Source organism: Octadecabacter antarcticus 307, from assembly GCF_000155675.2.
Classification (GTDB): Bacteria; Pseudomonadota; Alphaproteobacteria; order Rhodobacterales; family Rhodobacteraceae; genus Octadecabacter; species Octadecabacter antarcticus.
In genome coordinates this window covers 484014-502657 of record NC_020911.1, presented here as the reverse complement: position 1 = coordinate 502657, position 18644 = coordinate 484014, and the positions used below count along the sequence as shown (strand labels likewise).

Below are 18644 nucleotides of genomic sequence, written 5' to 3'. Positions count from 1 at the left end.
GACCGCACCTTTATACGTTGGGACAGCGCGAATAGCGGAACGCGTAGCCGTCCCAAACCATGATAATGCCACCGTCGACTTCGGCGTCGTTCATCACCATCGCCCGTTCGGACCAAATCTGATCCTCACCAGAACAGCGCATCGTATAAAGCGTGGCATCCATGTTGACGACCGTAACGGGGCGCGTCATCCGGCATTCCATTTCGACGCCGTAGAAAATGCCATCCTCGATCCGCAGAGCGCCGCCATCAACGCCCACAAGCAGGCATTCAGAATTGGCGTTCTGACGATAGGTCCCGTCGTAGGGCGTCGCCGCCACAATTACTGGGCACAGGATTAAGGCAAGCGCGAAACGCATCAGACGAGATCACGGATCAACGCGTCAAGATCACCACCACGTGCGTCCAGCATCGCGCCAATTTCGGCACGTTCGGACAGCAGCATGTTGATGCCTTCAATGATCAGGTTGAAGAAAACCGGACGACCCGGGCGGTCAGACACCTGAAAATCCACCTGAAACGGCGACTGATTGCGCAGAACGGCAACTGTATTCACTACGATATAGCTGTTCACGATCTTTGATCCCTGAACCTGGATTTCACCGCCTGCGAATTCGTTGAAGCGGCGACCATATTTGCGCGCAAGGTAATTGCCGAACGCATCGCCAAATGCACGTTTCTGCGCGTCTGACGCGGATCGTCCATCATTGCCCAGCGCATAGGCGGCTACGTAGGCTGTGTCTGAGTAACTCTCAAAGATACCCTTAAAACTATCTACCATCGAATCTATATTCGCACCCGACTGGATGACGCCGTTGATGTCTGCCACCGCAGAATTCACAAGATTCTCAGCCTGATTGCTGGTCAAGGCAAAGCTGGGCAGCGGCAAGGCCGCCAAAACCCCTGAACCGCCAAGGGCAATAACGGTGCGGCGCGAAAATGTCAGGTCAACCATCACTCAAATCCTTCAAGACTCAATTCATCCGAAAACGGGTCTATGTCGTCTCCTTCTGGTGGTTCTTCACCCAAGTCGAAACGTCGATTCTGCAAGTAGGCCAATCGGGCTACTGCGTAACTGTCAGCGCTTTCGTACAGAATACTATCGATCGTATCCATGAATGCGCCGCGCGAAATGGCAAGGTCAGCGATCCTCGCGCCCGTGGCATAGTCCAGCTGTGCAGCGGTGCCCACGCTTTCTAATGGGTTGAACAGCATATCGACTAGGGTTCCCACAGCGGCGCGTTCTGTGGACGGACCAAATACTGGCAACACAAGGTATGCGCCCTCAGGCACGCCCCAAACTGCAAGAGTTTCACCGAAATCTGTCGATTCCTCAGCCAGACCAATCGCACCAGCGGGGTCAAACAGCCCACCAATACCGATCGTTGTATTGATCAGGAACCGCATTGTATTGGTCCCCATTCCAGCAATATCGCCCTGCAAAAACCCATTGACCACAGCACCCGGCAGACCAATGTTGTCTGCGAAATTTGCGACAGGTCCCGTAATTTCCATCGGCAGCACGGCTGCCACTTGGCCTGCTGGACGCAGAATCAACCGATCAAGCGCAATGTTATCATTATAAGAGGCGCGATTGCTCGCCTCATAGGGGTCGTTGAACTGAGCACCCGGCGTTGGCGCCGTACAGGCCGACAGCAAAGCTATGGCGGTAAGGGCGCAACCGGTGCGAAAATTGATATGTACAAAACGTGACAATGGCATACTCGTATCTAATGTTGGTATCTTAATTGAATTAGGTTCTAAATTAATATTGAACAGTCGCGTGCGAGAATGAGTGCGTAAGCGTGACGCATATGCGACAGAGAGATCAAGTTAAAGATGCCATCGTGTTGAGGACGCTACAAAACGAAAGTCGGAATAACGCCCATGATCGTCAAAGAACCAACCCGCGCTGAAATTCGAGCGGGCCAAGAAGAACTGTTGAGCGTCCGCAAAAGATCGCGGCCAATGTACTGGTTCGTCGCGATTTTCAGCAGTTTTGTAAATGCGCTGATGCTGACGGGGCCGCTGTATATGCTGAACGTCTATGATCGTGTGCTGGGGTCGCGGTCTTTTGAAACCTTGGTCGCATTGTCGGTTCTGGTCGGATTCATGTACCTGATGATGGGTATTTTGGACTACGCCCGTGGTCGGATTATGGGACGTGTCGGAGCGCAGTTTCAAGTGGATCTGGACGAGCGTGTTTTCAATGCATCCATGCAGGCGCGCGCATCTGGCCGCGCTCCGGCTGAGGCGACAACAGGCCAGCGCGATCTGCAATCCGTGCAACGCGCGATTACGTCACCGGTTGCAATGGCACCGTTCGATCTGCCTTGGACAGTTATATTTCTGTTGGGTATTTTCATTTTCCACCCCTACCTTGGCTATCTGGCAATTGGGGGTGGTTCAATTTTGGTGGCAATCGCGGTCATCAACCAATTCAGCAGCAAACGGCCTTTAGAAGAAGCCAATAAAACCACCTATCACGCTGAAAACATGGGTGAACAACTGCGAAGTGGCGCGGACACGATCCAGGCCCTAGGGATGCGGAAGTCAGCATTTGACCGCTGGATCCAGCTGCGCAACGAATCCCTGCGCGCAGGGATTAAGGCCGGCGATCTCGCGGGTGGTTTTGGCAGCGTCACCAAATCGTTGCGCCTGTTTTTGCAGTCCGCCATGCTTGGCGTCGGGGCCTATTTGGTCTTGCAGGGCGAATTGACTCCTGGCGCAATGATTGCAGGTTCAATCCTTTTGGGTCGTGCGCTGGCACCGATTGAACTGCTTGTAAGCCAGTGGCCAGTTCTGAACCGTGGAAAATCTGGCTGGGTGAACCTGACCCGTTTGCTTGGATCGGTGCCCGAGCCCGGACGGCGCACAGAATTGCCGCGGCCAGCCGCGCGCATCGTTGCGGATCAGGTGACCGTGCTGCCACCTGGTGAAACCAAGGCCAGCCTGCGGATGATTTCATTTAGCGTGAACCCAGGCGAGGCCGTGGGCGTCATTGGTCCGTCCGGTGCGGGCAAAACTTCCCTTGCGCGCGCTCTTGCGGGGCTTTGGCAACCCGCAGGCGGCACGATCCGGCTAGATGGGGCGACGTTGGATCAGTATGAACCGGATGTTCTGGGCAGCTATGTTGGCTACCTGCCGCAATCGATCCAATTGTTGAACGGATCGATTCGCGACAACATTGCGCGCATGTCGTCTGATCCCGATGACGCGGCCGTTATCAAGGCGGCTAAACGCGCCGCTGCGCATGAAATGATCCTCAAGCTGCCAGAAGGCTACGACACAATCGTCGATTCAGCGGGCGGGCGTCTGTCGGGCGGCCAAGTGCAGCGCGTCGGCTTAGCACGCGCCATGTACGGTGATCCAGTGTACCTGGTGCTGGATGAACCGAACTCGAACCTCGACAACGAAGGGTCAGTGGCCGTGAACAACGCCATTCGCCTGATGCGCGAAGAGGGGCGCTGTGTGTTCGTTATGGCACATCGTCCTGCCGCGATCGAACAGTGTGACAAGCTGATGTATATCGACGGCGGCGTGCTCAAGGCGTTTGGCCCGACCGAAGAGGTTAAGGCGCAAATCCTTGCCAATCGGACACAGATTGAGCAGGGCAAAGGCAAGGGCGGGGGCGTGACATGATCGGGGGCGTGACATGAACGATTTAATGATATGAAAACGGAATGGTCCGCGCGGCGTCCTTTGACTCTAGGCATCCTTGCGCTTGTCGTTTTGGTTGGCGGCTTTGGCAGCTGGGCAGTAACGGCGCAAATCACCGGTGCGGTGATTGTCAGTGGTTTGATCGAAGTCGATCAGAACCGCCAAGTCGTCCAGCATCAGGACGGTGGCATCGTCACGCATATTATAGTGGACGAAGGCGATGTCGTTGATAAAGACGACCTGCTGGTGCGTCTTGATGCCCAGGATTTGCAGGCAAGTCTTGCGGTTGTCGAAGGGCAATTGTTTGAAATCCTCGCGCGCCGTGCACGATTTGAGGCAGAGCGCGACAGCGAAGGCGAATTGGCATTCGACCCCCTGTTAAATGACGGCTACGCGGAGGATGTCGCGAGCCTGAAAGCCGGACAAACCAACCTGTTCAACGCGCGGCTTGAGACCGTGGCACGGCAAACCGAAGCCTTGTCGAATCGCAAAGATCAGATCGCATCGCAGATCAGGGGGATCGTTGCGCAGCAAGAAGCGCTTGGCACCCAACTTGTCCTTATCGACGAAGAATTGACCAATCAACAAGCCTTGTTGGATCGCGGGTTAGCGCAGGCGTCAGTTGTTCTGAACCTACAACGTGAAAAGGCAAGATTGCAGGGCCAAACAGGGGAGCTTGCGGCATCTGCCGGTGGTGCTGAAGAACGCATTACCGAGGTTGAGATTGAGCTTCTTAGCCTTGAAACTGCGCGCCGCGAGGAGGCCATCACCCGCCTGCGTGACCTACAGTTCCAAGAACTTGAACTACGCGAACGACGCACGACCTTGCTGCGCCAGCTTGACCGCCTTGAAATCCGTGCGCCCGTGAGCGGGATTGTTTACGGGCTACAAATTTTCGGATCAGGCGTTGTGATCCAGCCCGCCGATGCGCTGCTGTATATTGTGCCGCAAGATCGCCCGCTGGTCATCGCAGCGCAGGTTGCGCCGACAGACATTGACGTGCTGACCATCGGACAAGAGGTTGCGGTTCGATTTTCAGCCCTTGATCAGCGCACGACGCCGGAACTTTACGGCACAGTCGCGTTGGTGTCTGCCGATGCGTTCACCGACAATACCAACGGTGTGTCCTATTACCGTGCGGAAATTGCGCTTAACGAAGGCGAAATCACGCGGCTACCAAACAACGTGACGCTCATCCCCGGCATGCCGGTTGAAGCGTTTATTCGCACGGCGGATCGCACGCCATTCAACTACCTGCTGCGGCCGCTTTCAGATTACATTGCGCGCATGTTTCGGGACGGTTAGCGTCCCGCGAATCAAACGAAAGGAACTTTCATGTCCATCGAAGCCCGCCTTGCTGAACTTGGCGTCACCCTACCCGACGCCCCCGCCCCTGCCGCCAATTACGTGCCGTGGGTCAGGACGGGAAATCTGCTGTTCGTGTCGGGCCAGATTTCCGCCAACGCGGACGGGTTCATCACTGGTAAGTTAGGCGAAAACATGACCGCCGAAGACGGCGCAGTCGCGGCCAAAGCCTGCGCTATTAGCTTGCTTGCTCAACTAAAAGCAGGCTGCGACGGTGATATCGACCGCCTTGTCCGGGTCGTAAAACTGGTCGGGTTCGTGAATTCCACGCCTGATTTTGGCGACCAGCCAAAAGTCATCAACGGCTGTTCGGATTTCATGGTTGAAGCGCTTGGTGATAAGGGAAGCCATTCACGCAGTGCTGTGTCCGCGGCATCGCTGCCATTCGGTGTCGCTGTTGAAATCGAAGGTATTTTTGAGATTTCATGACCCTTCCCGACAGCTTCTTTGCACAGGCCTTAACGCATCGCGGCTTGCATGCTGCGTCAGTGATCGAAAATTCGATGGCGGCGTTTCGCGCAGCTATTAAAGCTGGCTATGGCATTGAACTCGATATTCAGCCGTCAAGCAGCGGCGAACCGATTGTGTTTCACGACTACGACCTTGGGCGGTTGACCGGAATTTCCGGCCCAATCGCCCAAAGATCCACTGCTGAATTGGGTGACATTGAACTGTCCGGTAGCGGCGAAACAATTCCAACCCTTGCCGCTGTATTAAACGAAGTTGCGGGCCAAGTGCCGTTGCTGATTGAAATCAAAGACCAAGACGGCGCGCTTGGCCCCGCAGTTGGGCCGCTGGAAAAAGCCGTTTGCGCCGCGTTGGAAGGCTATGAGGGCGACGTGGCATTGATGTCGTTCAACCCAAATTCCGTCGCCGCCTGCAAGACCTATGCGCCTGATATCCCGCGCGGCATCACCACCTGTCGCTATCCCGCAAAAGACTGGCCAACTCTCCCCGAAACCGTCCGCAAAGCACAGCGCGCGATCCCCGATTTTGACCGCGTCGGAGCCTGTTTTATCAGTCATCAGCAGGATGATCTGGACTCACCGCATGTTGCCGCCCTTAAGTTGCGCGGCGTACCGATTTTTTGCTGGACCATCCGCAGCGCTGCGATGGAAACACAGGCCCGAAAGATTGCCGATAACATCACATTTGAAGGCTACCGCGCTTGACCCCGCGTGCTTAGACGCCACTTGTAGATCATGGACGGCAGCACAATCGAAATCACCACCCACAACTCACTTGGCGGGATTGATCCGGCAGAGTGGGACGCATGTGCCTGCCCCGAGGCAAGTTCCGGTCGCGCCATTGACCCATTCACAACCTATCGCTTTTTGAAGGCGCTGGAAGACAGCGGCAGCGTTGGTGCGGGCAGCGGCTGGGACCCACATTACTTGACCGCACATCAAGGTGGCCAACTCATCGCCTGTGCGCCACTTTATGGCAAAAACCATTCGCAGGGCGAATACATGTTCGACCACAATTTCGCCCAAGCGTTTGAGCGATCGGGCGGGCGATATTACCCGAAACTACAGATCGCCGTGCCGTTCACCCCAGCCACAGGGCGGCGGTTTTTGACCCACCCGGGATTCGAAGTTCAGGGCATGTCGGCACTGGTTCAAGGCGCCGTAAAAATCGCATCCGACAATAGCTTGTCGTCAATTCACGCGACATTCTGCACTGAGGCCGAGGCGATTGCTGGTGCGGAAATGGGCCTGTTGCGCCGCACGTCGCAACAATATCACTGGGCCAATGACGGCTACGCTGATTGGGACAGTTTCCTTGCGGCGATCTCAAGCCGCAAGCGTAAAACCCTGCGCAAAGAACGCTTAACTGCGCAGGCGTTCGGCGGGGAGATTGTCCAGCTTACGGGCGATCAGATTGAACCGCAGCACTGGGAAGCCTTTTGGGAATTTTACCAAGACACCGGTGCGCGCAAATGGGGGCAACCCTACCTGACGCGCAAATTCTTTGATATTGCCCAAGACCGGCTGCGCGATGACATCCTGCTGGTTTTTGCCATGCGCGACGGTGTTCCAGTCGCGGGCGCGCTGAACATCATCGGGCGCAACACGCTTTATGGGCGTTACTGGGGCTGCGCAGAAAATCACCCATGCCTACATTTTGAAATCTGTTACTATCAGGCCATCGACTACGCTATTGCCCACGGTATGAAACACGTGGAAGCTGGTGCGCAGGGTGAACACAAACTCGCCCGTGGGTATTTGCCCGTCACGACACATTCACTACACTGGTTTGGAGACGCAGGATTTCGCAATGCCGTCGCGGACTACCTAGACGCAGAACGCATCGCCGTGGATGATCAAATCGAAATTCTGACGTCCTACGGGCCGTTCAAGAAAATCAAAGTGGAGGAACAGGAATGAGCATTGAACTAGATCAAGCTGGCCGCGACGCCATGATCGCTGCGGGCTGGGACGTTGGTGAAACGACCGCGCAAAAAACTTTTACGTTCAAGAATTTCATTGAAGCGTTCGGTTGGATGACGTCCGCCGCTATCGTCGCCGAAAAGTTGAACCACCATCCGGAATGGTCCAACGTTTACAAAACTGTGAACGTCACGTTGACGACACATGATACTGGCGGGCTGTCAGATCTTGACCTGAAACTCGCCAAAAGAATGGACGCGCTGGCGGGGTAAGCCGCCAGCGCACTTAATTACATGTCTTCCAGCAGGCCTTCACCGGCTGACACTTCGCACAAGCCGGGGTTTTCTTCTTCGTTCAACACTTTGATTTCACCGTCGACCACCAGCATCGCGTAGCGTTTAGACCGATCAATTAAGCCGGCAGGTGGCGCAGAAAATTCCATGCCCATTGCTTTGGTGAACGTCGATTCTGGATCGCCCGCCATGGTGATGCCAGCCTCGGTCGCGCCAGTCATTTCGCCCCAGGCACCCATCACGAACGGGTCGTTGACAGCCACGCAGATGATTTCTTCGACGCCACGTTCCTTGAACGTGTCCTTGGTGCGGATGTAACTCGGGACGTGCGCCGTCGTGCATGTCCCCGTATAGGCACCCGGCACGGCAAAAATCACCACGGTGCGGCCTTCGGTCAATGTGGACACGGACACGCCCTCTGGCCCATCGGCACCCAATCTTACCAGCATTGCATCCGGAACTTTGTCGCCTACTGAAATTGTCATATTTCACCCTTGTTTGGTAATTGCGTTAATCGCTGATCCCAATATAGGGTCCATTTTGTCAGCAACCAGACGGGAACACCCTAATGAGCCATATTGTTGTGATCGGCGCAGGCCAAGCGGGTGCATCCTTGGTCGGAAAACTGCGCACCGAAGGGTTCGAGGGCGACATCACACTACTGGGCGCCGAAGACGGCCCGCCCTACCAACGCCCCGCGCTATCCAAGGCCTATTTGCTCGGTGAGATGGAGCGTGAGCGGCTGTTTCTGCGCCCCCGCGATTGGTATGAAGGCAATGATATTGCCCTGCGCACTGGCACCCGCGCGGTATCTGTCGATGCTGATGCGCGGACAGTAACGCTTGAGGGGGACGAGGTGCTGACCTATGACCACCTCGCCTTCACCACCGGATCACATCCACACACCTTGCCTGCCGCGATTGGCGGCGCGTTGGACGGCGTTTTTACCGTCCGCGATCTGGCCGACGCCGATGCGTTAAAGCTGGAATTTATCGCAGGTCGTCGGTTGCTGGTGATCGGGGGGGGCTACATCGGGCTTGAGGCCGCAGCCGTCGCCGCAAAGATGGGGCTGCATGTGACCCTTGTCGAAATGGCAGACCGTATTTTGCAACGCGTCGCAGCGCCCGAAACGTCAGATTTTTTTCGCATACTGCACGGCAGTCACAACGTCGATGTTCGCGAAAGCATCGGGCTGGATCGCCTTGTCGGGGGGGGGCATGTCACTGGCGCGATTCTATCCGATGGCAGCCAGATCGATGTAGATTTTGCCATTGTTGGCGTTGGCATTTACCCCGCCACAGTGCTGGCCGAAAACGCGGGCGTGGTCTGTGACAACGGCATCGTCACGGATTCCCATGGTCGCACATCCGATCCGCATATTTGGGCCGCCGGCGACTGCGCGACGCTGGATTGGCACGGGAAACAGATCCGTCTCGAAAGTGTGGGCAACGCGATTGATCAGGCTGAAATCATTGCGCGCAACATGCTTGGCGCGGATCAGGCCTATGTGCCCAAGCCGTGGTTCTGGTCTGATCAATTTGACGTCAAACTGCAAATCGCGGGCCTTAACATCGGCTACACACAGATTGTCACACGCGAAAATGGCGATGCGCGGTCCCATTGGTACTACCGCAACGACACGCTGATTGCGGTGGACGCGATGAACGATCCGCGCAGCTATATGATTGGAAAGCGCTTGATCGAGGCCGGAAAGTCACCAGCGCAAAGTGTCATTGCCGACCCTGACACCGACATGAAAGCACTGCTGAAACCATGAGGATCATTGGCGGCCAGCATCGCGGATTGACACTGGCTGATGTCGGCACAGGGGATGCCGCTGCGCATCTGCGCCCGACACCTGACCGTGTGCGCGAAAGCCTGTTCAACGTTCTGATGGGTCACGGTTTGCCCCACGGCGCGCGGGTCTTGGACCTGTTCGCGGGCACGGGTGCGCTGGGGATTGAGGCCTTGTCGCGCGGCGCAGTCCACGCAACCTTCGTGGATAACGGCCGCATTGCTCAAGGTCTGATCCGCGAAAACCTGACCAAAACGCGGCGCACGCTGGATGCAACTGTCCTGATCTGCGCGGCGCATAAACTGCCCGCGACTTCTGCGCCCTGTCAGCTTGTCTTTGTCGATCCGCCTTATGGAAAACACCTTGGTGGACCCGCCGTTCTTGCAGCACAAGCGCTTGGATGGCTGGCTGCGGGCGCGCTGATCGTGATGGAAGACAGCGCGCCCCAACCTATGGCGGGCTTCGCCCAGATCGATTTGCGCCGTTACGGGGATACCCACATCACCATATTGTGTACCCCATGAATAAACGCGCGATCCCTGATCTGGTTGTCTTTGACTGCGACGGCGTTCTGGTCGACACCGAAGGCCCGATGTTTGATGTTTTCGCTGCCAGCATTACCGCGCACGGCCTGCCCGTGACCGCCCATGAACTGGCCACTGAATTTACCGGCGGCACCACCCCGATCATGCGCGACGAAGCGACCCGCAGAGGTGCGAAATTGCCAGCTGATTGGGTCGCGTCGATGAACACAGAAATCCATGCGCGCATTGCGCAAGGTGTTGACGTATTTGACGGTGTGCTGGACCTGATTACAGCGCTTGAGAACGCGGGCGTGCCAATTTATGTGGCATCCAATGGCACAATGAAACGCATGAGCCTGTCGCTCGGGCCATGCGGTCTGTGGGATCGCCTATCCGGCCGGATCATGAACCGTGAAACATTTGCCGCCAAACCAGACCCTGCGATGATCTTGCATGCCATTGCCCAGACAGGTGCGCGACCAAGCCGCAGCTTCATGATCGACGACAGCGTTCCGGGTTGCCAAGCGGGGATAAATGCGGGTGTACACACCATTGGTTTTGCAACCGAAGGCCAAGACGCGCAGCTTGCTGGCATTGGCGCAACGGTTACAAACTCTATGGCCGAGGTTCGCCGCCTGATCTTGGGTTAGTATGTCGGGTGAAATTTTCCTGCGGGTGACAGCGTGAAAATCTCAGCGCCGTCTGCGGTGATCCCGATGGAATGTTCAAACTGCGCCGACAGGGACTTGTCGCGCGTTACCGCTGTCCAATCATCCTTTAGGATTTTGGTCTCAGGGCGACCCAAATTCACCATCGGTTCAATCGTAAAAATCATGCCTTCTTCAAGCACAGGCCCCGTGCCAGCACGCCCATAGTGCAGCACATTGGGCGGCGCGTGAAACACCAACCCCAGCCCGTGGCCACAAAAATCACGCACAACCGACATGCGCTCAGCCTCGACGAAGCTTTGGATCGCGTGGCCAATGTCGCCAAACGTATTGCCCGGCTTTGCGACGTCAATTGAAAGCATCAGCGCATCGTGTGTCACTTGGATCAGACGCTCAGCCTTGCGGTTCGGCGCCCCCCCAGCGACATACATGCGGCTTGTGTCGCCAAACCAGCCGTCCACAATCACCGTCACATCGATGTTGATGATATCGCCAGGTTTCAGTGTCTTTTCGCTCGGGATGCCGTGGCAAACCACGTGATTCACGCTGATGCAACTGGCGTGCTGATAACCTTTGTAACCAATCGTGGCCGACACCGCGCCCGCCTCATCGACCCACTGCGTGATTAACCGATCAAGCTCAGCGGTGGTCTGACCAACACTCACATGCTCTGCGATACGGTCCAAAATCTCAGCCGCCAAACGGCCTGCTTTGCGCATACCGCCAAATTCGCTGATCTCGTACAGACGAATGCCATCCTTCGTCAGCCGTGTCTTTGATGTGTCCAAAACGTGCATCCTTCTTGCTTGTGTTCCAAATAGGATAAACTTTGCAGTTTCTAAACCCCTTGTGTCTTTTTCACCAAAAACTGAGCCTTACGGATCAAACGGCAAACGCGAAGTCATGGTGATCCCCTCGGGGGAAATCGCGCAGCTGAAACACATAATTTCAACGCCTGCCATCTGCGCGGTCTTGAACGCTGCGGCATACGTCGGGTCAAGATCAGTTGCCAATGTCACGCGAGTGCAATCGGTGCGTTGCACCAAGAACAACAGCACCGCGCGGTGGCCCTGTTGCACCATCGCCGTCAGATCGCCGAGATGCTTTGCACCGCGCGCTGTGACGCTGTCGGGAAATTCTGCCAGACCCAACTGGCGCGACAGGGTTACTGATTTGACCTCTAGGTAGCAATCGCGCCGCCCATCGCCTGTCAGCAGGAAATCCACACGGCTTTTCTCACGGTATTTGACCTCGGGGCGGACGCGGTCATAGCCCCCCAGCCCGTTTATTCCGTCCGCCAACGCATCGGCGACAATTTTGTTCGCAGCGCCCGTATCAATGCCCACAAAAGTGTTTTCCAGTTCGACCAGCCGCCAGCCCCAGTCGAGCTTTTTCTTCGGGTCGTTATTTCCTTCGATCCACACCCGCAAACGGTCGTCTTTCAGCCCCATCATTGAACCAGGGTTAGGGCAATGGGCCTTCACGACTGTGCCACTCTCTAATTCAACATCACATAGGAACCGCATATAACGGCGGATCAGGCGGGCAGGAACAAGGGGTGTGGCAAAGCGCATAGGTGCGACCTATACCATTCCAAACCGCAGGAGAAGAATATGCAAAATCCAACCGCCGCCATGCTCGTTATCGGGGACGAAATCCTGTCAGGTCGCACGCGCGACGCAAATATGTATCACCTTGCCGGGCAGTTGACCGAACATGGGATCGACTTGCGCGAAGTCCGTGTTGTCAGCGATGACGCCGCCGCAATTGTCTCCGCGGTGCAGGCGCTTTCGGCGGCTTATGATAGCGTCTTTACGTCTGGCGGTATTGGCCCGACCCATGACGACATCACTGCCGATTGCATCGCTGCCGCGTTCAGTGACCATATCGATGTACGTGATGACGCCCGCGCGCTGTTGCAAGCCCATTATGATCGTAACGGGCAGGAGTTGAACGACGCCCGTCTGCGCATGGCCCGCATTCCTGACAGTGCCACCTTGATCGACAATCCGGTCAGCGTCGCGCCGGGATTTACCGTACAAAACGTGCATGTCATGGCTGGCGTCCCATCTGTATTTCAAGCCATGTTTACCAGCGTCCTGCCGACCCTTACAGGTGGCGCACCGTTGCTGTCGCAAACCCTGCGCATTGATCTTGGCGAAGGCGATATTGCCGGACCGCTTGGCGCATTGGCCGATGATTTCGCGGACCTGTCTATCGGATCTTATCCGTTCCAGAAAGACGGCAAGTATGGCGCGAACATCGTGATCCGTGGGCAAGATAGCGCCCGCATCGACGCGGCAATGGTCCGGTTAAAGGCGGCGTTTCCCGTATGACGCCCCAAGCCCTCACCGCGCTGATCGACGCCACTTGGCCCGCCAAATCTATTGCGGACCAAGACGGCTGGACGATCCGGAACGGTGCGGGTGGTGGCAGTCGTGTGTCCGCGTCGTCGCAACTGATGCCCGATGCGCAAATCACAACCGCCGAAGCCGCAATGCGCGCCCTTCGCCAGAAACCCTTGTTCATGGTGCGCCACGGCGAGGATGCGCTGGACAGCGCCCTCACCGCCGCAGGCTACACTGTCAAAGACCCTGTCACGTATTACTCAGCGCCAACTGCGAAAATAGTGACGCAGCGTCCACCAGCCGTAACCTGTTTTCAAGTCTGGCCGCCCTTGGCGACGCAGGCGGAAATCTGGGATGCGGGTGGCGTTGATGACGCCCGCCTCGCGATTATGGCCCGCGCCACAGGTCCGAAAACAACCGTGCTTGGCCGCGTTCACGACACACCCGCTGGCACCGCCTTTGCTGCTATTCACGATGGCACCGTCATGATCCACGCGATAGAAACTGCCCTTGCGTTTCGTCGTCAGGGTCTTGGCCGCCACATGATACGGGCGCTGGCGTTTTGGGCCCAAGATCACAACGCCCACACGATCGCCCTTCTAGTGACCAAGGCCAACGTCGCGGCCAATGCGCTCTACACTTCCCTCGGGATGACCCCGGTGGGAGGATATCATTACCGTATCCATCCGGAGGCTTAGATGACCAAACCCCTGCCCACCGCCCTGAACCTGCCGCCTGTCGATCCACTGCCCGATCACATCGCCAAATACTTTGGTGTTTGCGCCGACAAGCTGGGGTTCGTGCCCAATGTGCTGGCGGCTTATGCGTTCGACACCGCAAAATTTGACGCCTTTTCAGCGATGTACAACGATCTGATGCTGGCCGATTCCGGTCTGTCCAAACTCGAACGCGAAATGATCGCGGTTGTCGTGTCGTCTATTAACAAGTGTTTTTACTGCCTCACAGCACACGGTCAGGCCGTGCGTGCGCTGTCGGGTGATCCAAAACTTGGCGAAATGCTGGTGATGAACTGGCACGCGGCGGACCTTGACGTGCGCCAAACGGCCATGCTTGCCTTTGCCGAAAAGATTACCAAAGCCAGCAGCGACACCACAGAGGCTGATCGCCAAACGCTGCGCGACGCTGGCTTTAATGATCGCGACATCTGGGACATCGCATCCGTGACAGGCTTCTTCAACATGACCAACCGCATGGCCAGCGCCACGGATATGCGCCCCAATGACGACTATCATTCCCAAAACCGATGATCCGCATCCTCGCCCTCCTGCTTCTTGCGCCACTACAGGCGGTGGCTTTCACCCTCGACATGCCCGCCAACGCAACGCTTGTGGTTGAGGAGGTCGTGGGGCTGGACAGTTATGCCATGCCCACCGCTGCGTGGACCCCCGCAGGCCTGCCCGTCTTGACGGGAACCGGCGAAGTGCGCAGCCAGGCGTGGCGCGTCACAGCCCTAGGACTGACCACCCTGCAATTGCTGAAACCGCTGACCAACCAGTTGACTGAAGCGGGGTTCGAGGTGCTGTTTACCTGCACCGCCGACGCCTGCGGTGGTTTTGATTTTCGCTTCGCCACGCCTGTCCTGCCCGCACCCGCGATGCATGTCGATTTGGGCGACTACCGCTTTGTCGCCACGCGGCGGACCGTTGATGGCGCGGTCGAATTACTCAGCCTTCTCGCCAGTCGATCCTCATCAGCGGGGTTCATCCAAATCATCCGTGTTGGTGCTGCTGACAGCGCGCCTGTGGCGGCGGCAGATGCACCTGCCGTTTGTGGCGTGGCACCGACACCGGCACCAGACGGCAATCTTTCGCAGTCTCTCGAAGATCAGGGACGCTTTATCTTGACGGGCTTGGTGTTCCAAACGGGGTCGGCACAACTTGGTGACGCGTCCGTCATGTCGTTGCAGGACCTCGCGGACTATCTCATCGCGAACCCTGACCGCACGGTAGCGCTGGTCGGGCATACGGATTCCGTTGGTTCGCTCGATGGAAACATCGCGCTGTCCAAACGCCGCGCAGGGTCAGTTCTGGAACGCTTGGTGACGACGTATGACATCCCCCGCCGCCAGCTTGATGCGCAAGGAATGGGTTACCTTTCCCCTGTTGCGACAAACCTTACGGAAGACGGCCGCGAGGCAAACCGGCGCGTTGAAGTCATCATCACGTCGACGCAATAGATAAGAGCGAGTGCCGCAAACGGCAGGAAAAACCCATCCTGCCAAAATTCGGTAGCGCTGCGAATGACTTGTGTGGATGGCTCCTGCATAGCAAGACATATTTGATCAGATTTGTGCATTTGTCAGAAGCAGTCATGTGTTCCCGCTGCCCGGCAGTTGATTGTAAAGCAATCAATGAGAGGGGCCTGTTTGCGCGGTTTTGACCGCTGGCCCTGATGGATTCCGCAAACCAAGTCCCTATCAGCTTTGCGGGCTTTAATGCCCGAGCCATTCGGCGGGGTGTCTTGATTTTAGCGGCAGACTTATGCATCATCATCTCGCAGGTCTTGCTAACTCGTTGTTCCTTTGTCTCTCAAACTGTGTGGGGTGTGTATGGTTCGTTGCGGGTCAGGACCGCCCAGACAATCCTTGCCGTTTTGTTTGCCATCGCGACAGTTGCGACGCGCGCTGGTTTTCGTTCCAGCAACGATGTTAGCCATTTGCTGGCGCGCTCCGGGTGGGATTTGGTCTGTCGGACAAGTGATGTCATGCCGACGACGAGCAAGCATCGTAAGTATTGATCACCCATTTTCGTAATGCGCCCCAGTTTCTCTTTCCCGCCGCTGGACTTGTTTGCAGGCGTCAGACCCAGCCATGCTGCAAACTCACGGCCATTGCGGAACTGATGGCCGTCACCAATGCTGGCGATGATTGCCGAGGCTGTCACAACACCAACGCCTGGAATAGTACGCAATAAACGGACCCGCGCATCTTCCTTGGCGACCAGCTTGAGCCGTTCTTCATACCACCGGATTCGGGCGTGAAGTGCCACGAGGTGCTCACACAGGTTATGGATCACCTCATTGGCAATCTCGGGCAGATCTAGCACTTCGCCTACTAAAATATCCTCTGCAAATCCGATGACCCGCGCGAGGCCCTTCGCGATGTAAACGCCGAACTCAGCGACCATACCACGCAAGCCATTGATCAACTGGGTGCGTTGTCGGACAAGCAGAGCCCGTGCGCGATGGAGCGACAGCAGAGCTTGTTGCTCAACGGTTTTTATCGCAACAAATCTCATCGTCGGACGCGTTACCGCTTCACAAATGGCCTCGGCATCGATGGCGTCGGACTTCCCGCGTTTGACGTATGGTTTGACATATATCGGCGGGATCAGGCGGACAATATGGCCCAACGCTGTGAACTCCCGAGCCCAATGATGCGCACTGCTACAGGCCTCCATACCAATGAGACAGGGTTCAAGCTTCGTGAAGAACGGTAATAGTTGTGCGCGTCTCAACGGCCTGTTGAAGACGACCTCTTCGTCTCTAGCGATCCCGTGAACTTGAAAAATGTTCTTGGCCAACCTCTCAGCGATTGCTGCAAATTCGCCTGCCGGTCGATGGATCAACGCTTATTGTTGTAACTTGCATGGGGTGGCTCCTCTCATATGCAGATATCGACACCTGCAGTATAGCGCATTGCGACGCTGGTTGGAGCAGGAGGCATCCACCCCATCAGGTTTCACGGTAGGGGCAAAAAACCTTTAACAACCGCTCGGGTTTTGAACGGGATTTGTGGCAGCGTCAAAAGATGTGGTTGGTGGATGTTTCAAAAAGGAAGGTTATGGATCACCCTCGCTTGAAGACGCATAAACTTTTATAGCTGACCTAAAGGCGAAAGCTGCGATGGTGACGCTCAAATAAGCTAAGAGCTCAAGCGCCTCCTCGAAAAGTTGATGCGGCTCTATACCGAAAATATTTTCTTCAAAAAATGTTCCTATAACAAACAACACGAGCCCGCATATAATCCAACCCATCGGGTGCGAAGTTAACAGATTCCAAAAGAATGCCCTACGTCCGCGGAGCCGTACACAGATCAGTGTGATGGAAATTATGAAAAATATCAGGAAGATAATCGCTGATGTCAGTGTGAGGTAGTCGACTGTCGCTTCGTCCAGCCCATATATTTTCCCCCAAGTTGTTTCGCGCCCTGCCGCCCCAAAAGAAATTGCAGAAAACATCAAAAATACAGCGACAAAGCCCATGCGATCGCTCAAGTCGCTTCGGAAGGCAGTCACCACCGCTGCAAACCATGCAAACATCATGACAATGAGTAAGATCAATCCTGCAATCTCTAGGAACCCATTTTCCCCGGTGTCGATTGGGTAGATGCGGTCAATGACCGATACCATCAAAACGATTCCAATCATTACAATGCCAATGATCGGCCAAAACAACAGTCGGTGACGGATCGTTTTTCTCACTATCGGCTCCAAGTGCTATCAATAAATGCATATTATGGGCAATTTATCCCTAACTTACAAAGACTGCACGGAAAAAACTGTCGGCTCCAAAAACGACCGTTTGTTAAACGCACAAAATGTCCTCGACCAGATACCCGTTTCTCGACGGCACATAAAAAACGCAGCCCCCAAGAATTTGGACGGGCTGCGTTAAGATGTGGGCACGAAGCCCTAGGTGTATCATGTTGAAATCGTTTGGAACTTAGTTGGGTTACCAGATATCTGGACCCTTCTCTGCAAACGAATGCACGAGAAAATCAATGAACGCGCGCACTTTCGGCTGGGTAAACCGGCCCGGTGGATAGACCGCGTAAATGCCTTGGGTATCGACCGGAAGATCGGGGATCGCTTCTTCAACCAGACCTTTGGCCAGTGCATCTGCATAAAGGAATGACGGCAAATAGGCGATGCCAAGGCCGGAAATTGCAGCATTCAGCAAGGACTGTCCGTCATTCACCGTTAGCCAACCTGCGGTGCGCACTTGGCGTTTTTCACCGGACGGCGCTTTCAGTTTCCACACGGCAGAATTTGACTGGTTCGAATAGTGCAGCAGCTTGTGATCGTTCAAATCGTCGATCTTTTGCGGCCGCCCGAATTGTTCAAAATACCCCGGCGAGGCGATCATGCGGCGCGACGTTTCCGTCAGTTTACGGGCACGCAATGTACTGTCTTCCAACTCACCGATGCGGATCGCCATGTCGAAGCCTTCAGAAATCAGTTCGACGTAGCGGTTGTTGAGAACCATGTTGACCGTGATGTCAGGAAACTCCCCAAGGAAATCACCGAGCACAGGTGACAGGTGATTGACCCCGAAATCTGTCGCCACACTGATGCGCAACAGACCAGAGGGTGCAGATTGCATCGACGTGACCAATGCATCCGCTTCGCCTGCATCGTTTAGAACGCGGCGGGCACGGTCGTAATAAGCAAGGCCGATTTCGGTGGGGCTGACACGCCGTGTTGTGCGGTTCAAAAGACGAGCACCAAGGCGCGCCTCAAGCGATGAAACATGCTTAGAAACAGCAGATTTTGAAATCCCCATTTTCTTGGCAGCGTCTGTAAATCCACCCTGATCCACGACTGTGGCAAAGGCTTCCATTTCACTAAGGCGATCCATAATT

22 protein-coding genes are annotated in these 18644 nt (G+C 55.8%); 13 read left to right on the top strand and 9 right to left on the bottom strand.

The annotated features are described in order from the left end of the window. Positions 1 to 10: 10 nt before the first annotated feature. Genes OAN307_RS02675 through OAN307_RS02665 form a run of 3 tightly spaced genes read right to left on the bottom strand, consistent with a single transcriptional unit; the run spans position 11 to position 1721 of the window. Entirely contained in the window at positions 11 to 358 is a 348-nt protein-coding gene (locus OAN307_RS02675; RefSeq protein WP_015498316.1) for a hypothetical protein, read from the bottom strand. Next, a complete protein-coding gene (locus OAN307_RS02670) occupies positions 358 to 957 on the bottom strand; it encodes an MlaC/ttg2D family ABC transporter substrate-binding protein (RefSeq protein ID WP_015498315.1) in 600 nt (199 codons plus the stop codon). The genes OAN307_RS02675 and OAN307_RS02670 overlap by 1 nt, the downstream gene beginning before the upstream one ends. Beyond that, positions 954 to 1721 (bottom strand): MlaA family lipoprotein, encoded by a 768-nt coding sequence (locus OAN307_RS02665; protein WP_015498314.1) that lies wholly within the window; start codon positions 1719 to 1721, stop codon positions 954 to 956. The genes OAN307_RS02670 and OAN307_RS02665 overlap by 4 nt, the downstream gene beginning before the upstream one ends. A 165-nt stretch (positions 1722 to 1886) precedes the next feature. Here OAN307_RS02665 and OAN307_RS02660 point away from each other — a divergent pair, with 165 nt between their 5' ends. From OAN307_RS02660 to OAN307_RS02635, 6 genes are read left to right on the top strand one after another with little or no spacing between them, the layout of a single operon-like run. Beyond that, on the top strand, positions 1887 to 3641 hold the full coding sequence (locus tag OAN307_RS02660) for a type I secretion system permease/ATPase (protein ID WP_015498313.1): 1755 nt from the start codon (positions 1887 to 1889) through the stop codon (positions 3639 to 3641). A gap of 30 nt (positions 3642 to 3671) precedes the next feature. Next, a complete protein-coding gene (locus tag OAN307_RS02655) occupies positions 3672 to 4964 on the top strand; it encodes an HlyD family type I secretion periplasmic adaptor subunit (protein ID WP_015498312.1) in 1293 nt (430 codons plus the stop codon). A 30-nt stretch (positions 4965 to 4994) separates the two neighbouring features. Continuing rightward, a complete protein-coding gene (locus OAN307_RS02650; protein WP_015498311.1) occupies positions 4995 to 5453 on the top strand; it encodes a RidA family protein in 459 nt (152 codons plus the stop codon). Then, positions 5450 to 6196 (top strand): glycerophosphodiester phosphodiesterase family protein, encoded by a 747-nt coding sequence (locus OAN307_RS02645; RefSeq protein ID WP_015498310.1) that lies wholly within the window; start codon positions 5450 to 5452, stop codon positions 6194 to 6196. The genes OAN307_RS02650 and OAN307_RS02645 overlap by 4 nt, the downstream gene beginning before the upstream one ends. 30 nt (positions 6197 to 6226) lie before the next feature. Beyond that, positions 6227 to 7411, top strand: a complete 1185-nt coding sequence (locus tag OAN307_RS02640; RefSeq protein WP_044043078.1) for a GNAT family N-acetyltransferase — start codon at positions 6227 to 6229, stop codon at positions 7409 to 7411. Beyond that, on the top strand, positions 7408 to 7686 hold the full coding sequence (locus OAN307_RS02635) for a 4a-hydroxytetrahydrobiopterin dehydratase (RefSeq protein WP_015498308.1): 279 nt from the start codon (positions 7408 to 7410) through the stop codon (positions 7684 to 7686). Before OAN307_RS02640 ends, OAN307_RS02635 begins: the two co-directional genes overlap by 4 nt. A 17-nt stretch (positions 7687 to 7703) precedes the next feature. Here OAN307_RS02635 and OAN307_RS02630 read toward each other — a convergent pair whose 3' ends face one another. Beyond that, the gene (locus OAN307_RS02630; protein ID WP_015498307.1) at positions 7704 to 8192 is read right to left on the bottom strand and encodes a peroxiredoxin; all 489 of its coding nucleotides are present in this window, start codon (positions 8190 to 8192) and stop codon (positions 7704 to 7706) included. 83 nt (positions 8193 to 8275) lie between these two features. On the opposite strand from OAN307_RS02630, the gene OAN307_RS02625 reads away from it, so the two are divergent. From OAN307_RS02625 to OAN307_RS02615, 3 genes are read left to right on the top strand one after another with little or no spacing between them, the layout of a single operon-like run. After that, positions 8276 to 9484: an NAD(P)/FAD-dependent oxidoreductase gene (locus OAN307_RS02625; protein WP_015498306.1), complete on the top strand. Its 1209-nt coding sequence runs from the start codon at positions 8276 to 8278 to the stop codon at positions 9482 to 9484. Beyond that, on the top strand, positions 9481 to 10026 hold the full coding sequence (rsmD, locus tag OAN307_RS02620; protein ID WP_015498305.1) for a 16S rRNA (guanine(966)-N(2))-methyltransferase RsmD: 546 nt from the start codon (positions 9481 to 9483) through the stop codon (positions 10024 to 10026). The genes OAN307_RS02625 and rsmD overlap by 4 nt, the downstream gene beginning before the upstream one ends. Beyond that, positions 10023 to 10676: an HAD family hydrolase gene (locus OAN307_RS02615; RefSeq protein WP_015498304.1), complete on the top strand. Its 654-nt coding sequence runs from the start codon at positions 10023 to 10025 to the stop codon at positions 10674 to 10676. Before rsmD ends, OAN307_RS02615 begins: the two co-directional genes overlap by 4 nt. Here OAN307_RS02615 and map read toward each other — a convergent pair. Together map and sfsA are read right to left on the bottom strand one after the other, a co-directional pair. Beyond that, complete coding sequence (gene map, locus OAN307_RS02610; RefSeq protein WP_015498303.1) at positions 10673 to 11491, bottom strand: type I methionyl aminopeptidase; 819 nt, start codon at positions 11489 to 11491, stop codon at positions 10673 to 10675. The two genes, OAN307_RS02615 and map, sit on opposite strands and share 4 nt — an antisense overlap. Positions 11492 to 11569: 78 nt before the next feature. Then, entirely contained in the window at positions 11570 to 12268 is a 699-nt protein-coding gene (gene sfsA / locus OAN307_RS02605) for a DNA/RNA nuclease SfsA (protein WP_015498302.1), read from the bottom strand. Between the two features lie 39 nt (positions 12269 to 12307). Between sfsA and OAN307_RS02600 the strand changes: the two genes are divergently transcribed. Genes OAN307_RS02600 through OAN307_RS02585 form a run of 4 tightly spaced genes read left to right on the top strand, consistent with a single transcriptional unit; the run spans position 12308 to position 15239 of the window. Beyond that, positions 12308 to 13030: a competence/damage-inducible protein A gene (locus OAN307_RS02600; RefSeq protein WP_015498301.1), complete on the top strand. Its 723-nt coding sequence runs from the start codon at positions 12308 to 12310 to the stop codon at positions 13028 to 13030. After that, on the top strand, positions 13027 to 13740 hold the full coding sequence (locus OAN307_RS02595; RefSeq protein ID WP_015498300.1) for a GNAT family N-acetyltransferase: 714 nt from the start codon (positions 13027 to 13029) through the stop codon (positions 13738 to 13740). Before OAN307_RS02600 ends, OAN307_RS02595 begins: the two co-directional genes overlap by 4 nt. Further along, the gene (locus OAN307_RS02590) at positions 13741 to 14310 is read left to right on the top strand and encodes a peroxidase-related enzyme (RefSeq protein WP_015498299.1); all 570 of its coding nucleotides are present in this window, start codon (positions 13741 to 13743) and stop codon (positions 14308 to 14310) included. Further along, positions 14307 to 15239 carry an OmpA family protein gene (locus tag OAN307_RS02585; RefSeq protein WP_015498298.1) on the top strand — a complete coding sequence of 311 codons (933 nt, stop codon included), beginning with the start codon at positions 14307 to 14309 and terminating at the stop codon, positions 15237 to 15239. The genes OAN307_RS02590 and OAN307_RS02585 overlap by 4 nt, the downstream gene beginning before the upstream one ends. A gap of 352 nt (positions 15240 to 15591) precedes the next feature. Here the strand turns inward: OAN307_RS02585 and OAN307_RS02580 are convergent, their stop codons facing one another. The 3 genes from OAN307_RS02580 to OAN307_RS02570 form a co-directional block, all read right to left on the bottom strand. Then, a complete protein-coding gene (locus tag OAN307_RS02580) occupies positions 15592 to 16626 on the bottom strand; it encodes an IS110 family RNA-guided transposase (RefSeq protein WP_408634939.1) in 1035 nt (344 codons plus the stop codon). 216 nt (positions 16627 to 16842) lie between these two features. Continuing rightward, complete coding sequence (locus OAN307_RS02575; protein WP_015498295.1) at positions 16843 to 17484, bottom strand: hypothetical protein; 642 nt, start codon at positions 17482 to 17484, stop codon at positions 16843 to 16845. Between the two features lie 250 nt (positions 17485 to 17734). Next, the gene (locus OAN307_RS02570; RefSeq protein WP_015498294.1) at positions 17735 to 18640 is read right to left on the bottom strand and encodes a LysR family transcriptional regulator; all 906 of its coding nucleotides are present in this window, start codon (positions 18638 to 18640) and stop codon (positions 17735 to 17737) included. Positions 18641 to 18644: the final 4 nt, after the last annotated feature.

What these genes read in the sequence shown, in the direction of transcription:
- OAN307_RS02640 (WP_044043078.1), top strand. Translation starts at nt 6,227, where the DNA reads ATGGACGGCAGCACAATCGAAATCACCACCCACAACTCACTTGGCGGG.
- OAN307_RS02595 (WP_015498300.1), top strand. Translation starts at nt 13,027, where the DNA reads ATGACGCCCCAAGCCCTCACCGCGCTGATCGACGCCACTTGGCCCGCC.
- OAN307_RS02655 (WP_015498312.1), top strand. Translation starts at nt 3,672, where the DNA reads ATGAAAACGGAATGGTCCGCGCGGCGTCCTTTGACTCTAGGCATCCTT.
- OAN307_RS02665 (WP_015498314.1), bottom strand. Translation starts at nt 1,721, where the DNA reads ATGCCATTGTCACGTTTTGTACATATCAATTTTCGCACCGGTTGCGCC.
- map (WP_015498303.1), bottom strand. Translation starts at nt 11,491, where the DNA reads ATGCACGTTTTGGACACATCAAAGACACGGCTGACGAAGGATGGCATT.
- OAN307_RS02570 (WP_015498294.1), bottom strand. Translation starts at nt 18,640, where the DNA reads ATGGATCGCCTTAGTGAAATGGAAGCCTTTGCCACAGTCGTGGATCAG.
- sfsA (WP_015498302.1), bottom strand. Translation starts at nt 12,268, where the DNA reads ATGCGCTTTGCCACACCCCTTGTTCCTGCCCGCCTGATCCGCCGTTAT.
- OAN307_RS02630 (WP_015498307.1), bottom strand. Translation starts at nt 8,192, where the DNA reads ATGACAATTTCAGTAGGCGACAAAGTTCCGGATGCAATGCTGGTAAGA.
- OAN307_RS02585 (WP_015498298.1), top strand. Translation starts at nt 14,307, where the DNA reads ATGATCCGCATCCTCGCCCTCCTGCTTCTTGCGCCACTACAGGCGGTG.
- OAN307_RS02590 (WP_015498299.1), top strand. Translation starts at nt 13,741, where the DNA reads ATGACCAAACCCCTGCCCACCGCCCTGAACCTGCCGCCTGTCGATCCA.
- OAN307_RS02650 (WP_015498311.1), top strand. Translation starts at nt 4,995, where the DNA reads ATGTCCATCGAAGCCCGCCTTGCTGAACTTGGCGTCACCCTACCCGAC.
- OAN307_RS02635 (WP_015498308.1), top strand. Translation starts at nt 7,408, where the DNA reads ATGAGCATTGAACTAGATCAAGCTGGCCGCGACGCCATGATCGCTGCG.
- OAN307_RS02675 (WP_015498316.1), bottom strand. Translation starts at nt 358, where the DNA reads ATGCGTTTCGCGCTTGCCTTAATCCTGTGCCCAGTAATTGTGGCGGCG.
- OAN307_RS02600 (WP_015498301.1), top strand. Translation starts at nt 12,308, where the DNA reads ATGCAAAATCCAACCGCCGCCATGCTCGTTATCGGGGACGAAATCCTG.
- OAN307_RS02625 (WP_015498306.1), top strand. Translation starts at nt 8,276, where the DNA reads ATGAGCCATATTGTTGTGATCGGCGCAGGCCAAGCGGGTGCATCCTTG.
- OAN307_RS02645 (WP_015498310.1), top strand. Translation starts at nt 5,450, where the DNA reads ATGACCCTTCCCGACAGCTTCTTTGCACAGGCCTTAACGCATCGCGGC.
- OAN307_RS02660 (WP_015498313.1), top strand. Translation starts at nt 1,887, where the DNA reads ATGATCGTCAAAGAACCAACCCGCGCTGAAATTCGAGCGGGCCAAGAA.
- OAN307_RS02615 (WP_015498304.1), top strand. Translation starts at nt 10,023, where the DNA reads ATGAATAAACGCGCGATCCCTGATCTGGTTGTCTTTGACTGCGACGGC.
- rsmD (WP_015498305.1), top strand. Translation starts at nt 9,481, where the DNA reads ATGAGGATCATTGGCGGCCAGCATCGCGGATTGACACTGGCTGATGTC.